This is a genomic window from Blautia sp. HCN-20427 (assembly GCF_037890365.1).
Taxonomy (GTDB): Bacteria; Bacillota; Clostridia; order Lachnospirales; family Lachnospiraceae; genus Blautia.
The window spans coordinates 15,996-38,153 of the sequence record NZ_JBBKBX010000007.1 but is presented as its reverse complement, the minus strand read 5'-3'; the positions used below and the strand labels follow the sequence as shown (position 1 = coordinate 38,153).

24 protein-coding genes are annotated in these 22,158 nt (G+C 45.2%); 21 read left to right on the top strand and 3 right to left on the bottom strand.

The features are described 5' to 3' along the window. The first annotated feature begins 3 nt into the window (after positions 1–3). The 16 genes from WKT17_RS05955 to truA all read left to right on the top strand — a co-directional run bounded on the left by WKT17_RS05955 (position 4) and on the right by truA (position 15,709). Complete coding sequence (locus WKT17_RS05955) at positions 4–891, top strand: DegV family protein (protein WP_340271906.1); 888 nt, start codon at positions 4–6, stop codon at positions 889–891. A 126-nt stretch (positions 892–1,017) separates the two neighbouring features. Further along, positions 1,018–1,494 carry a COG2426 family protein gene (locus WKT17_RS05950; protein ID WP_173747606.1) on the top strand — a complete coding sequence of 159 codons (477 nt, stop codon included), beginning with the start codon at positions 1,018–1,020 and terminating at the stop codon, positions 1,492–1,494. 446 nt (positions 1,495–1,940) lie between these two features. Beyond that, on the top strand, positions 1,941–2,459 hold the full coding sequence (locus WKT17_RS05945; RefSeq protein WP_340271904.1) for a GNAT family N-acetyltransferase: 519 nt from the start codon (positions 1,941–1,943) through the stop codon (positions 2,457–2,459). Continuing rightward, on the top strand, positions 2,437–3,309 hold the full coding sequence (locus WKT17_RS05940; RefSeq protein WP_340271903.1) for a methionyl aminopeptidase: 873 nt from the start codon (positions 2,437–2,439) through the stop codon (positions 3,307–3,309). The genes WKT17_RS05945 and WKT17_RS05940 overlap by 23 nt, the downstream gene beginning before the upstream one ends. Before the next feature lies 1 nt (position 3,310). Continuing rightward, the gene (locus tag WKT17_RS05935; RefSeq protein WP_340271902.1) at positions 3,311–4,207 is read left to right on the top strand and encodes an RluA family pseudouridine synthase; all 897 of its coding nucleotides are present in this window, start codon (positions 3,311–3,313) and stop codon (positions 4,205–4,207) included. 22 nt (positions 4,208–4,229) lie between these two features. Continuing rightward, entirely contained in the window at positions 4,230–4,787 is a 558-nt protein-coding gene (locus WKT17_RS05930; RefSeq protein ID WP_340271901.1) for a DJ-1 family glyoxalase III, read from the top strand. 168 nt (positions 4,788–4,955) lie between these two features. Continuing rightward, positions 4,956–6,266: a trigger factor gene (gene tig, locus WKT17_RS05925; protein ID WP_340271900.1), complete on the top strand. Its 1,311-nt coding sequence runs from the start codon at positions 4,956–4,958 to the stop codon at positions 6,264–6,266. 34 nt (positions 6,267–6,300) lie between these two features. Beyond that, entirely contained in the window at positions 6,301–6,882 is a 582-nt protein-coding gene (clpP, locus tag WKT17_RS05920) for an ATP-dependent Clp endopeptidase proteolytic subunit ClpP (RefSeq protein ID WP_173747594.1), read from the top strand. 84 nt (positions 6,883–6,966) lie between these two features. Continuing rightward, complete coding sequence (gene clpX, locus WKT17_RS05915; RefSeq protein ID WP_173747592.1) at positions 6,967–8,271, top strand: ATP-dependent Clp protease ATP-binding subunit ClpX; 1,305 nt, start codon at positions 6,967–6,969, stop codon at positions 8,269–8,271. Between the two features lie 31 nt (positions 8,272–8,302). Then, a complete protein-coding gene (gene lon / locus WKT17_RS05910; protein WP_340271899.1) occupies positions 8,303–10,615 on the top strand; it encodes an endopeptidase La in 2,313 nt (770 codons plus the stop codon). A 23-nt stretch (positions 10,616–10,638) separates the two neighbouring features. Further along, positions 10,639–11,256 carry a ribosome biogenesis GTP-binding protein YihA/YsxC gene (gene yihA, locus WKT17_RS05905; protein WP_340271898.1) on the top strand — a complete coding sequence of 206 codons (618 nt, stop codon included), beginning with the start codon at positions 10,639–10,641 and terminating at the stop codon, positions 11,254–11,256. A gap of 4 nt (positions 11,257–11,260) precedes the next feature. Beyond that, positions 11,261–12,457: a GNAT family N-acetyltransferase gene (locus WKT17_RS05900; RefSeq protein WP_173747586.1), complete on the top strand. Its 1,197-nt coding sequence runs from the start codon at positions 11,261–11,263 to the stop codon at positions 12,455–12,457. Continuing rightward, positions 12,444–13,295 (top strand): energy-coupling factor transporter ATPase, encoded by an 852-nt coding sequence (locus WKT17_RS05895; protein ID WP_291683416.1) that lies wholly within the window; start codon positions 12,444–12,446, stop codon positions 13,293–13,295. Before WKT17_RS05900 ends, WKT17_RS05895 begins: the two co-directional genes overlap by 14 nt. Next, on the top strand, positions 13,280–14,140 hold the full coding sequence (locus tag WKT17_RS05890) for an energy-coupling factor transporter ATPase (RefSeq protein ID WP_173747582.1): 861 nt from the start codon (positions 13,280–13,282) through the stop codon (positions 14,138–14,140). Before WKT17_RS05895 ends, WKT17_RS05890 begins: the two co-directional genes overlap by 16 nt. Beyond that, positions 14,133–14,933, top strand: coding sequence for an energy-coupling factor transporter transmembrane component T family protein (locus WKT17_RS05885; protein ID WP_173747580.1), 801 nt, complete (start codon positions 14,133–14,135; stop codon positions 14,931–14,933). Before WKT17_RS05890 ends, WKT17_RS05885 begins: the two co-directional genes overlap by 8 nt. A gap of 17 nt (positions 14,934–14,950) precedes the next feature. Beyond that, complete coding sequence (gene truA / locus WKT17_RS05880; protein WP_173747578.1) at positions 14,951–15,709, top strand: tRNA pseudouridine(38-40) synthase TruA; 759 nt, start codon at positions 14,951–14,953, stop codon at positions 15,707–15,709. Here the strand turns inward: truA and WKT17_RS05875 are convergent. Then, the gene (locus tag WKT17_RS05875; RefSeq protein WP_173747576.1) at positions 15,696–16,568 is read right to left on the bottom strand and encodes a YitT family protein; all 873 of its coding nucleotides are present in this window, start codon (positions 16,566–16,568) and stop codon (positions 15,696–15,698) included. The two genes, truA and WKT17_RS05875, sit on opposite strands and share 14 nt — an antisense overlap. A 200-nt stretch (positions 16,569–16,768) precedes the next feature. Here WKT17_RS05875 and WKT17_RS05870 point away from each other — a divergent pair, with 200 nt between their 5' ends. After that, complete coding sequence (locus tag WKT17_RS05870; protein ID WP_173747574.1) at positions 16,769–17,032, top strand: hypothetical protein; 264 nt, start codon at positions 16,769–16,771, stop codon at positions 17,030–17,032. 77 nt (positions 17,033–17,109) lie between these two features. Here the strand turns inward: WKT17_RS05870 and WKT17_RS05865 are convergent, their stop codons facing one another. Then, entirely contained in the window at positions 17,110–17,430 is a 321-nt protein-coding gene (locus tag WKT17_RS05865; RefSeq protein WP_173747572.1) for a helix-turn-helix domain-containing protein, read from the bottom strand. Between the two features lie 226 nt (positions 17,431–17,656). Continuing rightward, complete coding sequence (locus tag WKT17_RS05860; protein ID WP_111920171.1) at positions 17,657–17,857, bottom strand: cold-shock protein; 201 nt, start codon at positions 17,855–17,857, stop codon at positions 17,657–17,659. A 274-nt stretch (positions 17,858–18,131) separates the two neighbouring features. Here WKT17_RS05860 and WKT17_RS05855 point away from each other — a divergent pair, with 274 nt between their 5' ends. The 4 genes from WKT17_RS05855 to WKT17_RS05840 are packed head-to-tail and all read left to right on the top strand — an operon-like array spanning position 18,132 to position 22,078. Beyond that, entirely contained in the window at positions 18,132–19,415 is a 1,284-nt protein-coding gene (locus tag WKT17_RS05855; RefSeq protein ID WP_291683415.1) for a dihydroorotase, read from the top strand. 39 nt (positions 19,416–19,454) lie between these two features. Then, positions 19,455–20,384 carry an orotidine-5'-phosphate decarboxylase gene (gene pyrF / locus WKT17_RS05850; RefSeq protein ID WP_291683414.1) on the top strand — a complete coding sequence of 310 codons (930 nt, stop codon included), beginning with the start codon at positions 19,455–19,457 and terminating at the stop codon, positions 20,382–20,384. Positions 20,385–20,399: 15 nt separating this feature from the next. Next, positions 20,400–21,176 (top strand): dihydroorotate dehydrogenase electron transfer subunit, encoded by a 777-nt coding sequence (locus WKT17_RS05845; protein ID WP_291683413.1) that lies wholly within the window; start codon positions 20,400–20,402, stop codon positions 21,174–21,176. Further along, positions 21,176–22,078, top strand: a complete 903-nt coding sequence (locus WKT17_RS05840) for a dihydroorotate dehydrogenase (RefSeq protein WP_173747564.1) — start codon at positions 21,176–21,178, stop codon at positions 22,076–22,078. The genes WKT17_RS05845 and WKT17_RS05840 overlap by 1 nt, the downstream gene beginning before the upstream one ends. Positions 22,079–22,158: the final 80 nt, after the last annotated feature.

The following is a 22,158-nucleotide window of genomic DNA, read 5'->3' as shown; positions in this document are numbered from 1 at the left end:
CTTATGAGCGAATATCAGATTACCTGCTGTTCCACAGCAGATATGCCAGCGCAGTATTTTGAAGAGAAAAAGATACCTTTTGTATGTTTTAATTTCCTGATGGACGGCGTGCAGTATCCCGATGATTTGGGAAAATCCATGCCTTTTAAGGAATTTTATAAAAAAATCGCCGATGGGGCAGAACCTACCACGGCTCAGGTAAATACCCAGCAGTATATGGAATTGTTTGAGCCGATTCTTCAGAAAGGTCTGGATATTTTGCATCTGACACTGTCAAGCGGTATTTCCGGAAGTATTAATTCTGCCAATATTGCAAAAGTGCAGATGGAAGAAAAATATCCGGGCAGAAAAGTCAGGATTATTGATTCTTTGTCTGCTTCTTCCGGATACGGTATGCTGGTGGACATGGCTCTGACAAAGCAGCAGGAAGGACTGAGCCTGGAAGAAAACGTTTCCTGGCTGGAGGAAAACAGAAACAAGCTGCATCATTGGTTCTTTTCTACAGACCTGACCAGTTTTATTCGGGGCGGCAGAATTTCCAAAGTCTCCGGTTTTGTAGGACAGGCGTTAAATATCTGTCCGCTGATGAATGTCAATTCCGAAGGGAAACTGATTCCCAGAAGCAAATACAGAGGAAAGAAGCAGGTTATCCGGGAAATGGTAAAACGCATGGAGGAGCATGCCAAGGGAGGAACGGCTTACAGCGGAAAGTGCTTTATATCCTGCTCAGCCTGCGAAGAAGACGCGCGGAAAGTGGCAGATATGATAGAAGAAAAATTTCCGAATCTGGATGGGAAAGTCTTAATAAACAGTATCGGAACGGTTATCGGTGCCCATACAGGTCCGGGAACCGTGGCTCTGTTCTTCTGGGGAGATGAGAGAACCATCTGATGTGAAAATATAAAACTTGTGTAAAATCTGCGTGGGATTGTCGAAAAATGCTTGCGCCGGTTGAGAAAGGGTGCTATATTGGAACAGATACATTGCGTGTTGGAAAAAGGATAGAAGGAGAGTTTTATGTTAGAAAAATACCTGATTGTATTTTTTGTTTCTATGGTACCCCTGATTGAACTTCGAGGTGCGATTCCCATTGCAGAAGGGCTGGGATTGCCTTTTGTACAGTATTATATTGTGGCTATTCTCGGAAATATGCTTCCGGTTCCGATTATTTACTTCTTTGCCAGAAAAGTGCTGGTGTGGGGAGCTGACAAACCGGTTATCGGAAAATTTTTTACCTGGTGTCTGGATAAAGGGGAAAGAGGCGGTAAAAAGCTGCAGGAGAAAGCAGGAAAAGGCCTCTTCGTAGCCCTGCTGCTCTTTGTAGGCATTCCACTTCCGGGAACAGGTGCATGGACAGGAACGCTGGCGGCCAGCATTCTGGATATGGATTTCAAATCCAGCGTGATTGCCGTTATGCTGGGCGTAATTCTGGCCGGTATTATCATGGCGGCTGTAAGTATGGGAGCTTTCGGTGCGTTGGGAGCAATTTTTTAAGAAAAGACTTGCATTTTAGATATGTTTTGAAAGAAAAGGTGATAAGGAAAGGCATCATTCTGAACTTGTTTTAGAATGATGCCTTTTTAATGTGTTTCAATATCCATTGGAAGATACCTCGTAAAAATTATTTTAATGGGGTGTTTGTTTACGTTTCTGGTGGTCCGTACCGTCCTTTCTTTTGTATTATGAGTAAAACGTTAAGCTTTTGGTGGAATCAATCCTTTCTGTGTTTTCTTCTCTTGATTTATTTGATAATTGAATTATAGCAGTGAAATTATGATTTGTCAATATTAAAAATAGAAAAAAATAATAAAAAATAAAATAAAACTGTTATATTATTTTTTGTGTATAAAAAATCAGAAAATTACAACAATTTCAAAAGTGGAAAAAAGAGAAAAACAATGGTATAATGCATAGTGAAAAAAGAAAGCATGGTGGAAAATATGCAGATTACAAAAGCGAAAACAGAAGATTTAGCGGAAATTATGGAAATATATGGAAGGGCAAGGGTTTTTATGCAGGAACACGGAAATCCAAGCCAATGGAAAGAAGGATATCCGTCCACAGAACTGGTGAAAAAAGATTTGGAGAACGGAGAGTTGTATGTCTGCCGGGAAGGACAAGATTTGGCAGGTGTGTTTATGTTTTCCATGAAGCCAGACCCTTGCTATGAAAGAATCGAAGCCGGAGCATGGAAAAATGACAGACCTTATGGTGTGATGCACCGTATGGCATCTGCAGGAAAAGTCAGAGGCGTGGCTTCTTTTTGTCTGGACTGGTGTTATGCCCGGTGCGGCAATGTGCGGGGAGATACGCACAGAGAAAATACAGTGATGCAGCAGGTTTTCGAGAAAAACGGATTTGAAAGATGCGGTATCATTTATGTGGAGGACGGTTCTCCAAGAATTGCATATCAGAGACAGAAGGAGGCGCAGGCAGATGCATTTGCTGCAAAGGAATGACCCCTGTTGGTGCGGCAGCGGTAAAAAATACAAGAAATGTCATTGCGCATTTGACGAAAGATTAAAATTTTATGAGTCACAGGGAGTACTGGTACCTTCTCATGAGATTCTGAAAACACCGGTACAGATTGAAAAAATTAAAGAAAGCGCCAAAATCAATGTGGAGATTCTGGATTATGTGGCAGAGCACATTAAGGCAGGTGTTACGACACAGGAAATTGACGATTGGGTATCTGCCATGACAGAAAAAGCAGGGGCTGTTCCTGCACCTTTAAATTACGATGGATTTCCCAAGAGTGTGTGTACTTCTATTAACGAGCAGGTGTGTCACGGAATTCCTTCTAAAGATGTTGTTCTGAAAGAAGGAGACATTATTAATGTAGATGTGTCTACAATTTTAGACGGCTATTTTTCAGATTCCTCCCGTATGTTCTGTATCGGAGAAGTCAGCAGCGAGAAGAAAAAGCTGGTGGAGGTGACAAAGGAATGTGTGGAGAAAGGTCTGGAAAAAGTAAAGCCCTGGGGATATCTGGGAGATATGAGTCAGGCGGTGTATGAGCATGCGCACGCGAACGGCTATTCCGTGGTAAGAGAAATCGGCGGACACGGGGTAGGTCTGGAGTTTCATGAGGACCCCTGGGTGGGATATATCCAGAAAGCCGGAACAGGTATGCTCATGGTACCGGGAATGATTTTCACCATTGAACCTATGATTAATATGGGAACCCATGAAATCTATACCGATGACACGGACGACTGGACCGTGTATACGGATGACGGGCTGCCTTCAGCTCAGTGGGAAATTATGGTACTGGTGACTGAAGAAGGCAGTGAAGTACTCTGCTGGTAAGATGAAAATACTGGAATTAGAGATAGACAAAAAGCTGGCAGGAAAATCCCTGGAAAAAATTCTGAGGGAAAATCTGGGACTGAGCAGGCGGGAAGTCAGCCGGGCAAAATTTCAGCCAAAGGGTATCTGTATAGATGGAAAACGGCAGAGAATTACTTACAGACCTTCTGTGGGGCAGAATCTGGAGGTGTGTCTGGCGGAAATGCAGGAAGAGAAAAGCCGGGTGAAACCCTGTGCAGGGAAACTGGAGATTCTTTACGAGGACAGAGATTTGCTGGTGGTGGAAAAGCCGGGAGGCATGCCCTGCCATCCGGGGCGGGGACATTATGAGGATTCTCTGGGAAACCGGGTGGCAGATTATCTGCAGAAACAGGGAGAAGGAGGCGTTGTCCGGCCTGTGGGAAGGCTGGATAAGGATACCGCTGGTCTTATGGTGTATGCCAAAAATCAGATGGCAGCGGCGCGGCTGTCTGCACAGAAGCAGGACGGGCGTTTTCAGAAAATTTATTATGCACTGGCGAAAGGAAAATTAGAGCAAAGGGAAGGGGACATTACTGCTTCTATTGCCCCTATGCCCGGAGACAAGTTGAAAATGCAGATTCACCCACAGGGCAAAACGGCCTGCACCAGATACGAAGTGCTGGAAGAAAGAGAAAATTGTACGCTGGTAAAGTGCAGGATATTTACGGGGAGGACACACCAGATCAGGGTGCATATGGCTGGGATAGGACATCCTCTTTTGGGAGATGTGCTTTACGGGGACGGTCAAAATCCGGTATTTGACGGACTGGCTCTGTATGCCGGGAAAGCGGAGTTTTATCAGCCGTTTACGCAGGAGAAAATCGTGCTTTGGGGAAGAGACGTAAAGAGGTGGGGAATACAGAGGTATTTTAGATAAAAATAGAAAAGAGGTAAAAATTATGGCAAAAGTATGTGTATTTACAGCAGATGGATTTGAAGAAATCGAAGGTCTGACTGTTGTGGACCTTTTAAGAAGAGCAGGGGCCGAAGTGCAGATGGTATCCATCAGCAATACAAAGACAGTGACAGGTTCCCACAACATCGTTCTCCAGGCAGACGTTCTGTTTGAAGAAGCGGATTACAGCAAGATGGACCTGCTGGTGCTTCCGGGCGGTATGCCGGGAACGCTTCATCTGGGAGAACATACAGGGCTTTGCAGACTTCTGCAGGATTTTGCAGCAGAGGGGAAGAAAGTGGCAGCTATCTGTGCAGCTCCAAGTGTGTTGGGAGCACTGGGGATTTTAAAAGAAAAGAAAGCAGTCTGCTATCCGGGATTTGAAGAAAAACTTATCGGCGCCCAGGTGAGGACGCAGGAGGTAGTAAGAGATGGAAATATTACCACCAGCAGAGGTCTGGGCACAGCCATTCCCTTTGCATTGGAGTTGATTTCCCAGCTTTACGGGAAAGAAAAAGCCCGGGAAATCCAAAAATCTATTATTTTCAGAGAAAATTTATAAAAATTTCGTGAAAACCCTGTAGAAATCGGGGGATACGAAAAAAAACACTGGCGTTTTCCAAACCCTTGTGCTATACTGTGTTAATGACTGTAAGTATGAAAAAAGCGCTGTTTTCTGCTGTTTTGGCAGGGCAGATGCATATAGAAATTCAAGGAGGAATTCATAACAATGAGTGTACAGGTAGAAAACTTAGAAAAGAACATGGCAAAACTTACTGTTGAAGTTGCCGCAGAAGATTTTGAAAAAGCAGTGCAGGCTGCATACATGAAAAACAGAAACAAAATTACAATCCCAGGCTTCCGTAAAGGAAAAGCTCCTCGCGTGATGATTGAAAAAATGTACGGCGCAGGTGTCTTCTTTGAAGATGCAGCAAACGCTTTGATTCAGGCTGAATATCCAAAGGCAGCAGAAGAAAGCGGACTGGATATCGTTTCTCAGCCGGAAATCGACGTTGTACAGATTGAAAAAGGAAAAGCCTTTATCTTCACAGCAGAAGTAGCTGTAAAACCGGAAGTAACTTTAGGTGAATACAAAGGACTGGAAGTAGAAATTTCTTCTGTAGAAGTAACAGAAGAAGAAATCGCTGCTGAATTGAAAAAAGAGCAGGAAAACAACTCCAGAACAATCGATGTAGATGACAGAGCTGTAGCACAGGGCGATATGGTAACTCTGGACTTTGAAGGCTTTGTTGACGGCGTTGCTTTTGAAGGCGGAAAAGGAACAGACTATCCGCTGACAATCGGATCTAATTCCTTCATTCCTGGATTTGAAGAACAGTTAGTAGGCGCTGAATTAAATGTAGAAAAAGAAGTAAACGTTACTTTCCCGGAAAACTATCATGCAAATGACCTGGCTGGAAAACCGGCTGTATTCAAATGCACAGTAAAAGCTATCAAAGTGAAAGAACTTCCGGAATTAGATGACGAATTTGCAAAAGATGTTTCTGAGTTTGACACACTGGAAGAATACAAAGCAGACATTGCCAAGAACTTAAAAGAACGCAAAGAATCTGTTGCAAAACGCGAAACAGAAGACAAAGCAGTAGACGCTGTTATTGAAAACGCACAGATGGATATTCCGGAAGCTATGATTCAGAACCAGATTCAGCAGTTAATGCAGGATTTCATCAGAAGAATGCAGTCCCAGGGATTATCTATTGATCAGTATTACCAGTTCACAGGTCTGGACAATGCAAAAATCCAGGAACAGATGAGACCACAGGCGTTAAAGAGAATCCAGAGCCGTCTGGTATTAGAGAAAATTGCAGAAGTGGAAAACATTCAGATTTCTGATGAAAAATTAGAAGAAGAATTAAAATCCATGGCTGAAATGTACAAAATGGAAGTAGAAAAATTAAAAGAAGTAATGGGTGACTACGAGAAAGAACAGATTAAGAAAGACATGGCTGTTCAGGAAGCAGTTACTTTAGTTGCTGAATCAGCAAAAGTTGTTGAGAAGAAAGAAGAAGCAGCAGAATAATACATGCTGTGTTTGACAGAATAGGAGGAGTTTCATGAGTTTAGTACCATACGTCATTGAACAGACAAGCCGCGGTGAAAGAAACTACGACATCTATTCCAGATTGTTAAAAGACAGAATTATTTTCCTCGGAGAGGAAGTAACCGATGTATCAGCCAACCTGATTGCAGCACAGCTTCTTTTCCTGGAATCAGAAGACCCGGGAAAAGATATCCACTTATATATCAACAGTCCGGGCGGTTCCGTTACAGCAGGCATGGTGATTTATGACACCATGCAGTACATTAAATGTGATGTATCTACTATCTGTATGGGACTTGCTGCCAGCATGGGTGCATTCCTTCTGGCCGGCGGTACAAAAGGAAAGAGAATGGCCCTTCCCAATGCGGAAATTATGATTCACCAGCCTTCCGGCGGTGCAAAGGGTCAGGCAACAGAGATTGACATTGTGGCACAGCAGATTCTGAAAACCAGAACCAGATTAAACACAATTCTGGCTCAGAATACAGGCCAGACTCTGGAAACGATTGCCAGAGACACAGAAAGAGACAATTATATGACAGCCCAGGAGGCAATGGCATATGGATTGATTGACTCTGTAATCGAGCATAGATAATGACAGAAGAGAAGACTCCTGCAGAAATTTGCGGGGGTCTTTCGGCTTTAAAAGAAGAAAAATGGAAACAGAAAGGGAAAAAACATGGCAATGAAAGGAAACGATACAAGAATCAGATGTTCCTTTTGTGGAAAGACAGAAGACCAGGCAAAAAAACTGATTGCAGGTCCAAACGGCACCTATATCTGTGATGAGTGTGTGGGAATCTGTTCGGAAATCATAGAGGAAGAACTGGGGGCAGAGTACAGCAACATGGCTTCTGACGAAATTAACCTGCTGAAACCACAGGAAATTAAGGCATTTCTGGATGAGTATGTCATTGGACAGGATGAAGCGAAAAAAGTGCTTTCGGTTGCAGTTTACAACCACTACAAACGTGTGCTGGCAGGCAGAGGCGCGGATGTGGAACTGCAGAAGAGCAACATTCTTATGCTGGGTCCTACCGGTTCTGGTAAGACGCTTCTGGCTCAGACGCTGGCAAGACTGCTGAATGTGCCTTTTGCCATTGCCGACGCAACCACTCTGACCGAAGCCGGTTATGTGGGCGAGGATGTGGAAAATATTCTGCTGAAAATCATTCAGGCAGCAGATTACGATATAGAACGTGCCCAGTATGGCATTATTTATATTGACGAAATTGACAAAATTACCAGAAAATCGGAAAATGCCTCCATTACCAGAGACGTATCCGGAGAAGGAGTACAGCAGGCTCTTTTGAAAATTGTAGAGGGAACGGTGGCTAACGTACCGCCTCAGGGCGGCAGAAAACACCCGCAGCAGGAGTTTATCCAGATTGATACCACCAATATTCTGTTTATCTGCGGCGGCGCTTTTGAAGGGCTGGATAAAATTATCGAAACCAGAAAAGATACAAAAGCCATTGGTTTCAATGCAGAAATCCGTACACCGGGCAAACATAATGTGGGAGAACTTTTAAAAGAAGTCATGCCCCAGGATTTGGTGAAATTCGGACTGATTCCGGAATTTGTGGGCCGTGTGCCGGTAGTGGTATCGTTGGATGCATTGGATAAGGACGCCCTGGTGAAGATTCTGACAGAGCCGAAAAACTCTTTGGTGCGTCAGTATCAGACCTTGTTTCATCTGGATGGTATTCATCTGGACTTTGAACCGGAAGCGCTGGAAGCCATTGCGGATAAGTCTATGGAGAGAAAGACGGGTGCCAGAGGTCTGCGTGCTATTATGGAAAATTCCATGATGGATTTGATGTACAAGGCGCCTTCAGATGAAAGCATTACCGGCTGTACCATTACAAAAGAACTGGTGGACGGCACAGGGGAAGCAAAGCTGGAATACAGAGAACTTCCGGCAACAGCCAGAAGAAGCAAAAGCGGCAGCCGTAAGAAAAAAGAGTCACCGGAAATCGCATAGAGAAATCGTACAGGAATAAGGAGGTGCGAGCATGAGCGACATCATACAGCATTTACCGGCAATCGCCCTTAGAGGTACAACCATTCTTCCTGACATGATTGTCCATTTTGATGTAAGCAGGGAAAAATCCATGAAGGCCATTGAAAAGGCCATGGTTCAGGACCAGAAGGTCTTTCTCATCACCCAGAGAGACCCTGAAACAGAGGAACCTGCACAGGAAGATTTATATAAAATCGGTACCATCGCAGAAATCAAACAGCTTGTAAAGACAAAGAAAAACATGATTCAAGTTCTGGTGGAAGGACAGGAAAGAGGAGAACTTTTAAGATTTGAAGAAAATCCCCTGTATCTGGAAGCTGAAATTGCCCTTTTTGAAGAAGAACAGGAAGAACCGGAGGGCAATGTTAAAGAAGCTATGCTGCGGGGAATCAAGGAACTTTTTGTCCGTTACTGCAATGAAAATCCAAAGCTCAGCAAGGATTTGGCAGGACAGATTCTGGAACTGGAGGATGTCAGGAGAGTCATTGACCAGATTGCCGTGAATCTTCCCATGAAATATGAGGATAAACAGAAAATTCTGGAGGCTGTCAATCTGGAAGAGCGTTATGAGGTGCTGGGCGGAATTCTGTGCAATGAAATCGACATTATGCAGATTCGCACAGATTTAAACAGCAAAGTCAAGGAGCGGGTGGATAAGAATCAGAGAGATTATATTCTCCGGGAACAGTTAAAAGTTATCAGGGAAGAACTGGGGGACCAGGATACTTTGTCAGAGGCAGACCAGTTTAAGGAACAGGTGTCAAAACTGAAAGCCTCCAAAGAAGTGAAGGAGAAAATCAACCGGGAAATTGACCGCTTTAAAAATGCGGCAGGTATGCAGGCAGAGGCGGGAGTTATCCGAAGCTATATTGAAACCCTACTTTCCCTGCCTTGGGATAAGGTGTCCAGAGATAACAAAAATCTGGCAAAAGCCAAGAAAATTCTGGAAGAAGACCACTATGGCCTGGAAAAGGTGAAAGAGCGTATTATGGAATTTCTGGCTGTGCGAACCCTGACGAAAAAGGGAGAGAGTCCGATTCTCTGTCTGGCAGGACCGCCGGGAACCGGAAAGACTTCTATTGCACGTTCCGTAGCCAGGGCGCTTGACAAGGAGTATGTGCGCATGTCCCTGGGCGGCGTCCGGGACGAGGCGGAAATCCGCGGTCACAGAAGAACCTATATCGGCGCTATGCCGGGCAGAATTGCCAACGGACTGATACAGGCCGGGGTGAAAAATCCTCTCATGCTTCTGGATGAAATTGATAAAGTGAGCAGTGATTACAAAGGAGATACCTCTTCTGCGCTTTTAGAGGTGCTGGACAGCGAGCAGAACAGGAAATTCAGAGACCATTATGTGGAAATCCCGTTGGATTTGTCTGAGGTGCTTTTCATTGCCACAGCCAATGATTTGCAGACTATTCCGCGGCCGCTTTTAGACCGTATGGAGGTTATTGAAATCAGCAGCTATACCCAGAACGAAAAAGAGCATATTGCCAGAGAACATCTGATTCCAAAGCAGATAAAAGCCCACGGATTAAAAGAAAACCAGCTGCTTATTTCTGATGAAGCGCTGAGGGAAGTCATTGCGGGCTATACCAAAGAAGCGGGTGTGCGAAGCCTGGAGAGAAAGCTGGGTGAAATCTGCAGAAAGACAGCCAGGAAGATTCTGGAGGACAAGGAAGAAACCGTCAGTGTAAACGTGGACAATCTGGAAAGTTTTCTGGGAAGAGCCAGATACACATACCAGAGGAAGAATAAGACGGATGAAGTGGGAATTGTACGGGGACTGGCCTGGACCAGCGTCGGAGGTGATACCCTGCAGATAGAGGTGAACCTTATGCCGGGAAAAGGAGAATTTCTTCTGACCGGACAACTTGGGGACGTGATGAAAGAATCTGCCCAGGCAGGTATCAGCTATATTCGTTCCGTAGCAGAAGAATATGGCATTAAGCCGGAATTTTTCCAGAAACATGACTTACATATCCATATACCGGAAGGGGCAGTGCCAAAAGACGGCCCGTCTGCCGGTATTACCATGGCTACGGCCATGCTTTCTGCCATGACCAACACACCGGTGAAAGCCAATGTGGCCATGACGGGAGAGATTACCTTAAGAGGAAGAGTGCTTCCTATCGGGGGCCTGAAGGAAAAGCTTCTGGCAGCCAAGAGCGCAGGTATGAAAAAGGTTCTCATTCCTTTTGAGAATCAGGCAGATGTGGAGGAACTGGACGAGGAAATCACAGGCGGCATGAAAATCGTGCCTGTGAAAACCATGAAAGAGGTTCTGAAACATGCCTTGGTATAAAGAAAAAATTTGGAGGAAAACACATGGTTATTAAACATGTAGCGCTGGACATCGTCTGCGGCATCACCAGTACCCTTCCCAAAAACGAAGTTCCGGAAATTGCATTTGCAGGAAAATCCAATGTGGGAAAATCGTCGCTGATTAATGCACTGATGAACCGGAAGGCCCTGGCGAGAACCAGTGCTTCTCCGGGAAAGACCCAGACCATTAATTTTTATAATGTAAACCACGAGATGTATCTTGTGGATTTGCCGGGATACGGCTATGCCAAGGTATCCCAGTCCGTAAAAGAGCAGTGGGGAAAGCTGATTGAGCGGTATCTGCACCAGTCTAAGCAGTTAAAGGCAGTATTTCTGCTTATTGACATCCGTCATGACCCGTCTGAAAATGACAGGACCATGTACGACTGGATTGTACACAACGGATACCAGCCCATTATTATTGCAACAAAAGCGGACAAACTGAAAAGAAGCCAGGTGGCGAAACATGTGAAGGCAGTTAAGACAGGCTTAAATCTGCTCCCCGGCACCAGAGTGATTCCTTTCTCTGCACAGACCAAGCAGGGAAGAGAGGAAATCTGGGCTTTGGCAGAAGAACTTTTATTCGGTCCCAAAGAGGATCAGACAGAGGGAGAAAGCTGAAAATATGCTGAAGGGAATTATTTTTGATATGGACGGGGTGCTGATTAACAGCGAGCCCTTCCATTTCCAGGTGTGGAAAGAAACCTTGAAAGCAAGGGGAATCCACATAGACTATGAGGTTTATAAGCCCTGCATCGGTTCAACGGTAGGTTTTCTCATGGAACTTTTGCATGAGCATTATCAGGTAGATGTACAGGATACAGCCCTGATAGCCGAGATGAAGAGCATGAAAAAGAAAATGATTGAAGAGAGAGGGTATCCTTCCTTGATTCCCTGGGTGAAGGAATTTCTGGAAAGGCTGCAGGAGGCGGGATATGTGCTGGCTGTGGCTTCTTCATCCCCCCTTTCTTATATCAGAAATGTGACAGAGCACTGGGGAATTGACAGGTATTTTCAAAAACTGGTCAGTGGGGAAACTGTGAAGCACCCCAAGCCGGCACCGGATGTTTTTCTGAAAACAGCAGAAATACTGGGGCTGTCTCCAGAAGAATGTCTGGTTATCGAGGATTCGGAAAACGGTTGTAAAGCCGCAAAAGCGGCGGGTATGGCTTGTATGGCTTATTATAACCCCGATTCCGGGAAACAGGATTTAAGCACAGCTTTTGCACTTGTGGAAGGATTTGAAGAGGTGGACAGCGCCTTTGTGGAAAAAATTTACTGTCACTTTCATCATTTACCAGCCAAAGTGTGTGAGACAAACCGGCTTCTTATTCGGGAAATGGAAAAAGGAGATATTCCTAGAATGATGGAAATCTGTTCTCAGGAAACCTCCGCAGATGCCTGTGAGGGTGTGGCAAAGCCCCTGAAGGAAGAACTGGAAGATTTTGAGATGTATCGGCGCTATATGTATGAACTCTGTGACATGGGTTACTGGTGCATACTGGAAAAGGCTTCCGGGGAAATTATAGGGAGAGCAGGGGTAGAACCTAAACTCTGGAATGATAACAAAACAGTGGTGGAGCTTGGCTATATGATAGATGAAAAATTCCGGAGAAGGGGATTTGCCTACGAGGCCTGCAGAGCCATTGTGGAGGAAGCAAAAAAAAGAGGGGCTTTTTATCTGTACTGCAGGATAAAAAGCGCCAATATGCCGTCGCTGGAACTGGCGCGGAAGCTGGGATTCCAGAAAATAGACTATCACCTGGAGGGAGACAGCGAAGATATGGAAGTGTGGAGGTGTGCCTGCCATGGGAATCATTAAAGCCAGAAACGTAAAATATGACTACATAAAATATGACGACAGCGGACAGCCCTCGGAAAGCTATAGGGCTGTAGATGATGTGAATCTGGACATTTCAAAGGGACAGTTTATCTCTATTCTGGGACATAACGGTTCCGGAAAATCTACGCTGGCGAAACATATCAATGCCCTTTTAGTTCCTACAGAGGGAACTCTTTGGATTGACGGCATGGATACTAAATCTGTGGAGAAGCTGTGGGAAATCCGCCAGAGAGCCGGCATGGTGTTTCAGAACCCGGACAATCAGATTATCGGAACCGTGGTAGAGGAGGATGTGGGATTTGGCCCGGAAAATATGGGGATTCCCACGGAAGAAATCTGGAAGCGGGTGGATAAAAGCCTGGAAGCCGTGGGCATGACGCCTTTTCGCCACCGCTCTCCCAATAAGCTGTCCGGAGGGCAGAAACAGAGGGTAGCCATTGCGGGAGTGATGGCTATGCACCCGAAATGCATTGTGTTGGACGAGCCCACCGCCATGCTGGACCCCAATGGACGAAAAGAAGTGCTGCAGGCGGTTCACGAACTGAATCGAAAGGAAGGCATTACGGTGGTGCTTATTACCCATTACATGGAGGAAGTCATTGACTCTGATAAAGTGTTTGTCATGGATCACGGCCATGTGGTCATGCAGGGGACACCCAGGGAAATTTTCTCCAGAGTGGAGGAATTAAAAACATACCGTCTGGATGTACCCCAGGTAACACTTCTGGCATATGAACTGAGACAGGAAGGGCTTTTTCTTCCTGAGGGAATACTTACAATAAAGGAATTGGTGGATGCGTTATGTCATTGCGATTAGAACATGTTACTTATACTTACAGCCCCGGTTCTGTATATGAAACCCATGCCTTAAAGGATGTTTCTCTGGAAATACCCTCCGGGCAGTTTCTGGGGGTTATCGGACATACAGGAAGCGGAAAATCCACATTGATTCAACATTTTAACGGACTGATGCGCCCTACCGTGGGAACTGTGTATTATAAAGGGGAAGATATCTGGCAGGAGGGATATTCCCTGAAACGCCTGCGAAGCCAGGTGGGCCTGGTATTTCAGTACCCGGAGCATCAGCTTTTTGAAGCCGATGTACTTTCTGATGTGTGCTTTGGGCCGAAGAATCAGGGCTGTTCCAAAGAAGAGGCAGAGGAGAGAGCCGTTCGGGCCCTCCAGCAGACTGGTTTGAAGGAAAAATACTATAAAAGTTCCCCATTTGAACTTTCCGGGGGACAGAAGCGGCGGGTGGCTATTGCAGGCGTACTGGCCATGGAACCGGAGGTGCTGATTCTGGATGAGCCTACCGCAGGTCTGGACCCAAAAGGAAGAGACGAAATTCTGGATCAGATTGCCTGGCTGCACACAGAGAGGAATATTACCGTTATTCTGGTGTCTCACAGTATGGAGGATATTGCCAGATATGTAGACCGGATTCTGGTAATGAACAAAGGGGAAAAGGCTTTTGACGGAAAGCCGGAGGCAGTCTTTTCCCACTATAGGGAACTGGAAGAAATCGGTCTTGCAGCGCCGCAGATTACTTATATTATGCAGGCACTTCGCAAGGCGGGGATTCCGGCAGATACATCGGCCATTACCGTAAAAGAGGCAAAAGAGAGTATTTTAAAGGCACTGGGGAGAACGAAACATGATTAGAGACATTACAATTGGACAGTTTTATCCGGCAGATTCCATTCTGCACCGTTTGGACCCGCGGGTGAAATTCATCGGAACTTTTTTATTTCTGATTTCCCTTTTTGTGGCGGATTCCTTCTGGGGATATGCCCTGGCCACGGTTTTTCTTGCGGCTGCTATTGGACTCTCCAAGGTTCCGGTGAAATTTATGCTGAAAGGGTTAAAGCCTCTGTTTATCATTCTGCTGATTACTGTGCTGTTTAACCTGTTTCTGATGCCGGGGGAAGTGTTGTGGAGTGCAGGATTTTTAAAGATTACCAGAGAAGGAGTGGTACAGGCTGTGAAAATCGGTATCCGCCTGATTTATCTGGTTATCGGTTCTTCCATTATGACACTGACAACAACGCCTAATCAGCTTACCGACGGCATGGAAAAGATTCTGGCGCCTTTAAATAAAATCAAAGTGCCTGTGCATGAAATTTCCATGATGATGTCCATTGCCCTTCGCTTTATTCCTATTTTGATGGAAGAAACAGATAAGATTATGAAAGCGCAGATTGCCAGAGGTGCGGATTTTGAAAGCGGCAACATCATTCAGCGCGCTAAAAGTATGGTGCCCCTTCTGGTGCCCCTGTTTATCTCCGCATTTCGCCGGGCCGATGATCTGGCCATGGCTATGGAAGCCAGATGTTACCACGGCGGGGATAACCGGACGCAGATGAAGCCTTTGGTTTATCACAGAAGAGATTACGCGGCTTATGTGATTTCTGTCCTGTATCTGGGAGCCGATATTGCTCTGAGAGTATTTCTGTAAAAGGAGAACCGTAGATAATGAAACGAGTAAAGCTGACCGTTGCATACGACGGAACCAACTACTGTGGGTGGCAGGTGCAGCCCAATGGGATTACGGTGCAGGAGGTTTTGAACCGGCATTTGTCTGAGCTTACAGGAGAAACCATAGAAACTATTGGTGCCAGCCGTACAGATGCAGGCGTTCACGCCCTGGGAAATGTAGCGGTCTTTGATACCCGGGTGAGAATGCCCGGAGAGAAATTCTCCTTTGCCTTAAACCAGAGGCTGCCGGAGGATATTCGTATTCAGGAGTCAAGAGAAGTGCCGGAAACCTTTCATCCCAGATATGTGGAAAGCGAAAAGACATATGAATACCAGATTTTAAATCGCCGTTTTCCCATTCCCACGGAGCGTTTTTATTCTCATTTTACCTATGTGCCCCTGGATATTGAAAAAATGCAGGAGGCAGGGGGTTATCTTCTGGGAGAACATGATTTTAAGAGTTTTTGCGGCGCCGGCGCCCAGGTGAAAACTACCGTGCGGTGCATTCATGCATTGGATATTACAAAAGAAGCGGATAAGATTACCATACGCATTCGGGGAAACGGATTCCTCTACAATATGGTGCGTATCATTGCCGGAACTTTAATGGAAATCGGCGGCGGGGCATATCCGCCGGCGCATATGCGGGCAATCTTAGAGGCGAAAGACCGGAAAGCTGCCGGCCCTACGGCTCCTGCCAGAGGGCTGACACTGGTGCAGATCAAATATCCGGACTCTGCCTTTAATGCGCCTTAAATCCTTCCCCCAGCACTTCATTGGATTCCATGATGATAATGAAAGCGTTGGGGTCGACTTCTTTTATGGCTGTGCGGATAATATACATCTGTTTATTGTTGCAGGCGCACAAAACCACATCTTTTTTATCTCTGGCAAAGCTGCCTTCCGCTTTCAGGAAGGTACAGCCCCTGCCGCTGACCTGGTCGATTTTCTCTGCTACTTCTTTTGCATAATCCGTGACAATCAGCGTCATTTTTCCGGCATCAATGCCGTACATGACTTTATCTACCACCACAGAAAGCAGAAAACTGATAATCATACCATAAATCAGGCTGTCTACATCTTTGGAAACAATGACAGTACCCAGAAGGACAATTACCGTATCCATGACAAAGGCAATTTTGCCCAGTGTCAGGTGCGGATTTTTTGCTTTCAGGCTAAGCATGATAAAGTCCGCGCCTCCGGTGGAGGAGTCCCTCATATAAATCAGGGCAAAGCCCAGGCCGGAAAGGACACCGGTGCAGATGGCGGCCAGCATGCGGTCGCCTTGATATACAGGGAACAAAGGCGCTGCATAGTCCATGATAAAAGAAGTAATGAGGATGGTACGAACAGAGCGCAGAAAAAAGTTCCGGCCCAGAATACGGAAACAGAACAGGGCAATGGGAATGTTCAGTATCAGCGCTACCCGTCCGATGGGCCAGCCGAATAAATGGTAGAAAATCAGGGCAATACCGTTTAGCCCCACAACGGGAAATTCCGCGGCTGCGGCAAAGTTGTAAGTACCTACGGCAATGAAAATACCGCCGATGATGTCAACCAGGACGTCCATACTCCATTTCCTGGCGTACCAGGATTTTTCGTGTGTGAGATTCATAGATTTGCCCTCCTTCTTGGAAAAGAAAAAGCATTGACGAATTATAAAAAATTATAATCCGCAAATGCTCTTTTCTGTTTATTAGTATACACAGAAAAAGGGGAATAGGTCAAGGGGAGAAATAATTCTTTGCAGCAGAGGAAAAATATGCTATACTAAAAAACAGATTTGACGAGTTTGGGACAAAGGAGATTTACGGTATGAGTCAGGAAAAAGTAGACAAATATAAAAAAGAGAAAGCCAACCGTGCAAAACTTCAGAAGAGAGAGAAGAGAGCTCTGTTTTTTGAAAAATTAGCTATCGGCGCTGTTTGTTTGGTGGCTTTGGGCTGGATTGGGTATTCTGCATACGGTGTGGTGACAAGAGAAGACCCGGATGCAGAGCAGGAAGTGGTAACTACCGAAATGGATGTAACGGCTATTACAGATTATCTGACAGGGCTGACAGAGGAAGCCTCAGAGTAATGAGGCAAAATGAGAACGAAGAGAAAAGCTGCTGTACAAAGTACCTTGAGAGGTTTTGTACAGCAGCCTTTTTAGTGCTACTCATTTCGCAGCAGCACTTCCACGATATCACATACGGTTTTCTGCTTTTCTTCACTGAGTTTTTTCAGCTGTTCCAGATAAGTGGACACACGAAGGGCATACCCGTTATTCAGAGCGCTGGCCAGTAATTCGTCTGCGGAAGCATCCAGTGCATTGGCAATGATAATAAACGTTTCCAGTGTCGGACATTTCTTACCTCGTTCGATTAAACTGATGTAGGTAGCCGTCAGGTCTGTCTGCTCTGCAAGGTCTTCCTGACGCCAGTTTTTTTCCAGGCGTTTTTTCTTTATTTGCTGTCCCATTTCTTTAAAATCCATAAACAAATCTCCTATTTCAACCACAGGTATCGACAATAGTATAGTGTTCATGAAAAAAGCATTACAGAAACCAATGGTAATGTAAAAGAACTAAAGGTTCATAAATGCAAACTGACAGTCTGATTTTTAGAAAAAAATGGAAAATAGAAGAAAAGCGAAAAAAGAAATGAAAATATCAGAAAAGGGCCGCCGTATGAAACGACAGCCCCGGTTTTGTCATTTATAATTATAATTTTTCTACGTTAGCTGCCTGCATTCCGCGAGCGCCTTCTGTTAAATCATAAGTTACAGACTGACCTTCTTCTAAGGATTTGAATCCTTCTCCGTTGATTGCTGAGAAATGTACGAAAACGTCCTGTCCGTCTTCGCCTGTAATAAATCCATATCCTTTTTCAGCGTTGAACCATTTTACAGTTCCCTTGTTCATAATGTTACCTCCATAAAAAAATAAATTACTTGGATAAAATGTTAAATGGTTTTAGAGAAAATATTATGTATAAAAATGATAACATACTCTCTAAAACCATTTAATACTAATATCCAATATACCTTTGACATGATAAGTATATTCGCTGTTACCGGAAAAGTCAAGGGAAAAGTGTAATTGACGAAAGAAAATGTGTATGTTACTATTTATATAATTAAGCGGATTTTGCGGCTTTTACAAAAAACTTCATGCGGAAGAAAGGATACATTTTATTATGAAGATACTCATTCAAAAAGGGCGTATTTTAAACCCTTCTGACCAGAGAGATGAGGTCGGAGATATTTATATGGAAGACGGTGTAATTCAGGAAATAGGAGGGACGATTACACCTGAGGAAACGCCGGATAAAGTGATTTTTGCAGAAGGCTGTTATGTCATGCCGGGATTGATTGATTTGCATGTGCATTTAAGAGACCCGGGACTAACCCATAAGGAAGATATTGTAACAGGAGCAAAGGCAGCAGCCAGAGGCGGCTTTACAACCATTCTGGCCATGCCCAATACCAAGCCGGTGATTGATTGCGCAGACCGGGTACAGTATGTACACAATAAAGCAAAAGAACTGGCGCCGGTACATGTATTGCAGATTGGTGCTGTGACAAAGCAGCAGAAAGGCGAAGAACTGGCTGACATCGAGGGAATGATTCAGGCTGGGATTCCGGCTATCAGCGAGGACGGAAAGTCTGTCATGAATATGAAGCTTTACCGGGAAGCCATGGAAATTGCCGCAAAGCATGATCTTCCTGTGTTTGCCCACTGTGAAGACCAGAATATGGTAAACGGCGGCTGCGTCAATGAAGACAAACATTCTAAAGAACTGGGGCTGCCGGGTATCAGCAATGCGGTGGAAGACGTGATTGTGGCGAGAGATATCGTACTGGCCAAGGAAACCGGAGCAAAACTGCATTTGTGCCATTGCTCCACAAAGGATAGTGTGCGCATGATTCAGCTGGCCAAGGAAGAAAAGCTGCCAGTGACAGGAGAAGTATGCCCGCATCATTTTACCCTGACTTCAGATGATATGGTGGCAGGAGATACCAATTACAAGATGAATCCGCCTCTTCGTACGGAGGCAGACAAAGAAGCCCTTTTAAAAGGTTTAAAAGAAGATATTCTGGACGTTATCAGCACAGACCATGCCCCTCATTCCAGAGAAGAAAAGCAGCAGCCCATGACAAAGGCACCCTTTGGCATTGTTGGGCTGGAAACAGCAGTGGCATTAACGGTGACAGAACTGGTAGATAAGGGCGTCATCACACCGCTGCAGATGGCAGAGAAAATGAGTTATAACCCGGCGCAGATTATCGGCAGTGACAGAGGACGTCTGGAAGTGGGAAGTCCGGCGGATGTGACCATTATTGACCCGGAAGCAGAGTATGTCATTGACAGCATGAGTTTTCTGTCCAAGGGCAAAAATACACCATTTGACGGCAGAAAGGTAAAGGGGCTGGTAAAGGCTACTATCTGCGACGGAGAAGTGGTATACCAGCAGGATTGAGAAGAAAAAGGAAAAAAGTACAATTTGGAGGAATAAACAATGATTAACAAACTTACCGCAAAGATTCAGAAAACCAAGGCATCTATTGTAGTGGGACTGGATCCTATGCTGAACTACATTCCAAAGCATATTCAGGAAAAGGCATTTCAGGAGTTCGGAGAGACACTGGAAGGAGCCGCGGAAGCTATCTGGCAGTTTAATAAGGAAATTGTAGATAAAACTTATGATTTGATTCCGGCTGTAAAGCCGCAGATTGCCATGTATGAGCAGTTTGGTATTCCGGGACTGCAGGCGTTTAAGAAAACTGTGGATTACTGCAGGGAAAAAGATTTGGTGGTTATCGGAGATATTAAAAGAGGAGACATCGGTTCTACGTCTGCCGCTTATGCCACCGGACATGTGGGAAAAGTACAGGTGGGAAAAAACAGAATTGCGGCTTTTGATGAAGATTTTGTGACCCTGAATCCTTACATGGGCGCGGACAGCATCTATCCGTTTATTGATGTGTGCAAAGAAGAGAAAAAGGGAATGTTTATTTTGGTGAAGACTTCCAATCCTTCCAGCGGCGACTTCCAGGATCAGCTTGTAGACGGAAGACCGCTGTATGAACTGGTAGGCGAAAAAGTTGCACAGTGGGGCGAAGACTTCATGGGAGATTCCTACAGTTATGTGGGGGCTGTTGTAGGCGCAACTTACCCCGAAATGGGAAAAACTCTGCGTAAAATCATGCCGAAGTCTTATATCTTAGTACCGGGCTACGGTGCACAGGGAGGACAGGGCAAGGATTTGGTACACTTCTTTAATGAAGACGGTCTGGGTGCCATTGTGAATTCCTCCAGAGGCATCATTGCAGCTTACAAGCAGGAAAAATACGCAAACTTCGGAGAAGAAAACTTTGCAGATGCAGCAAGAGCAGCCGTAGAAGCAATGGTGGCAGATATCAACGGTGCATTGGAAGCAGCGAAATAAGGAGAAAGCGGAATTATGGCAAAAGTAAAGATGACGGGCAGAATTCTCAGCCAGGAAAAAATTGCCACAGAGATTTACAGTATGTGGATAGAAGCGGCGGAAATTGTAAAAGAAGCGAAGCCGGGACAGTTTATTTCCGTGTATTGCAGGGACAATTCCAGAATTTTGCCAAGACCTATCAGTATTTGTGAGATTGACAGAGAGAAGGGCGCACTGCGCATTGTATACAGAGTTGCAGGAAAGGGCACCGATGAATTTTCCCGTATGAAAGCAGGAGAAGACCTGGATGTTATGGGTCCTTTGGGAAATGGATTTCCTATGGAGGTCGTAAAAGGGAAAAAGGTGTTTCTTATGGGCGGCGGTATCGGTGTTCCGCCAATGGTTCAGACAGCTAAAGAAGCAGATGCAGACGTGACCGTGATTGCCGGTTACAGAAACAGTGAAATTTTCCTGAAAGAGGAGTTGTCTGAAAACAGCAGTCTCGTAGTGGCTACAGAGGATGGAAGTGTGGGAACAAAGGGAAATGTGATGGATGCTATCCGGGAGAATGCTCTGGAGGCAGAGGTGATTTTTGCCTGTGGACCAACTCCGATGTTAAGAGCCATTAAGAATTATGCAGAGGAAAACAACATACTCTGCTATATTTCCATGGAAGAGAAAATGGCCTGCGGCATTGGGGCCTGTCTGGCCTGTGTGTGCAAATCCAAAGAAAAAGACAGCCATTCCCATGTGCACAATAAGCGGATATGTAAGGATGGTCCTGTATTTTTGAGCACGGAGGTGGAACTGTAATGAATATGAAAGTAAATCTTGCGGGAGTGGAACTGAAAAATCCTGTTATGACAGCTTCGGGAACTTTTGGTTCAGGTGCAGAGTACAGTGAGTTTGTGGATTTGAATAAACTGGGGGCAGTGGTGACAAAGGGAGTCGCTCATGTTCCCTGGTCCGGAAATGATACACCGCGTATTGCGGAGATTCACAGCGGTATGATGAATGCTATCGGACTGCAGAACCCGGGCATTGATGTGTTCTGTGAAAGAGATATTCCCTATTTGCAGCAGTTTGATACAAAAGTCATTGTGAATGTATGCGGACATGCGCCGGAAGAATATCTGGCAGTGGTAGAGCGCCTGGCAGAGGAACCTATTGACATGATGGAAATTAATATTTCCTGTCCAAATGTCAATGCCAACTTTCTGGCTTTTGGGCAGGATCCCAGGCATGTAGAAGAACTGACTGCGCAGATTAAGAAAATCGCAAAGCAGCCGGTGATTATGAAGCTGACTCCCAATGTAACAGATATTGCGGAGATTGCAAGAGCAGCAGAAGCCGGCGGTGCAGATGGGGTTTCTCTGATTAATACTCTGACGGGGATGAAAATTGATGTGAAACGGAGAACATTTGCGCTGGCCAATAAAACAGGAGGCGTGTCCGGTCCTTGTGTAAAACCCATTGCTGTGCGTATGGTTTATCAGGTGGCCCAGGCGGTAAAAATTCCCATTATCGGCATGGGCGGTATTCAGAACGCAGAAGATGCGCTGGAGTTTATTATGGCAGGCGCTACAGCAGTATCTGTGGGAACCGCCAACTTCACCAACCCTTATGCTACAGTGGAGATTATCGAAGGACTGGAGCGATATATGAAAGAGAATGGCGTGGAAGACATTCGGGAATTGATTGGAATTGTGAAATAGGAAAGATAGGGCAGAATACCAGAGGAGAAGGGGTTCTGCCCTGGTTGTTTTCTGTGAAGAACTGTGATAAAATTGAAGAG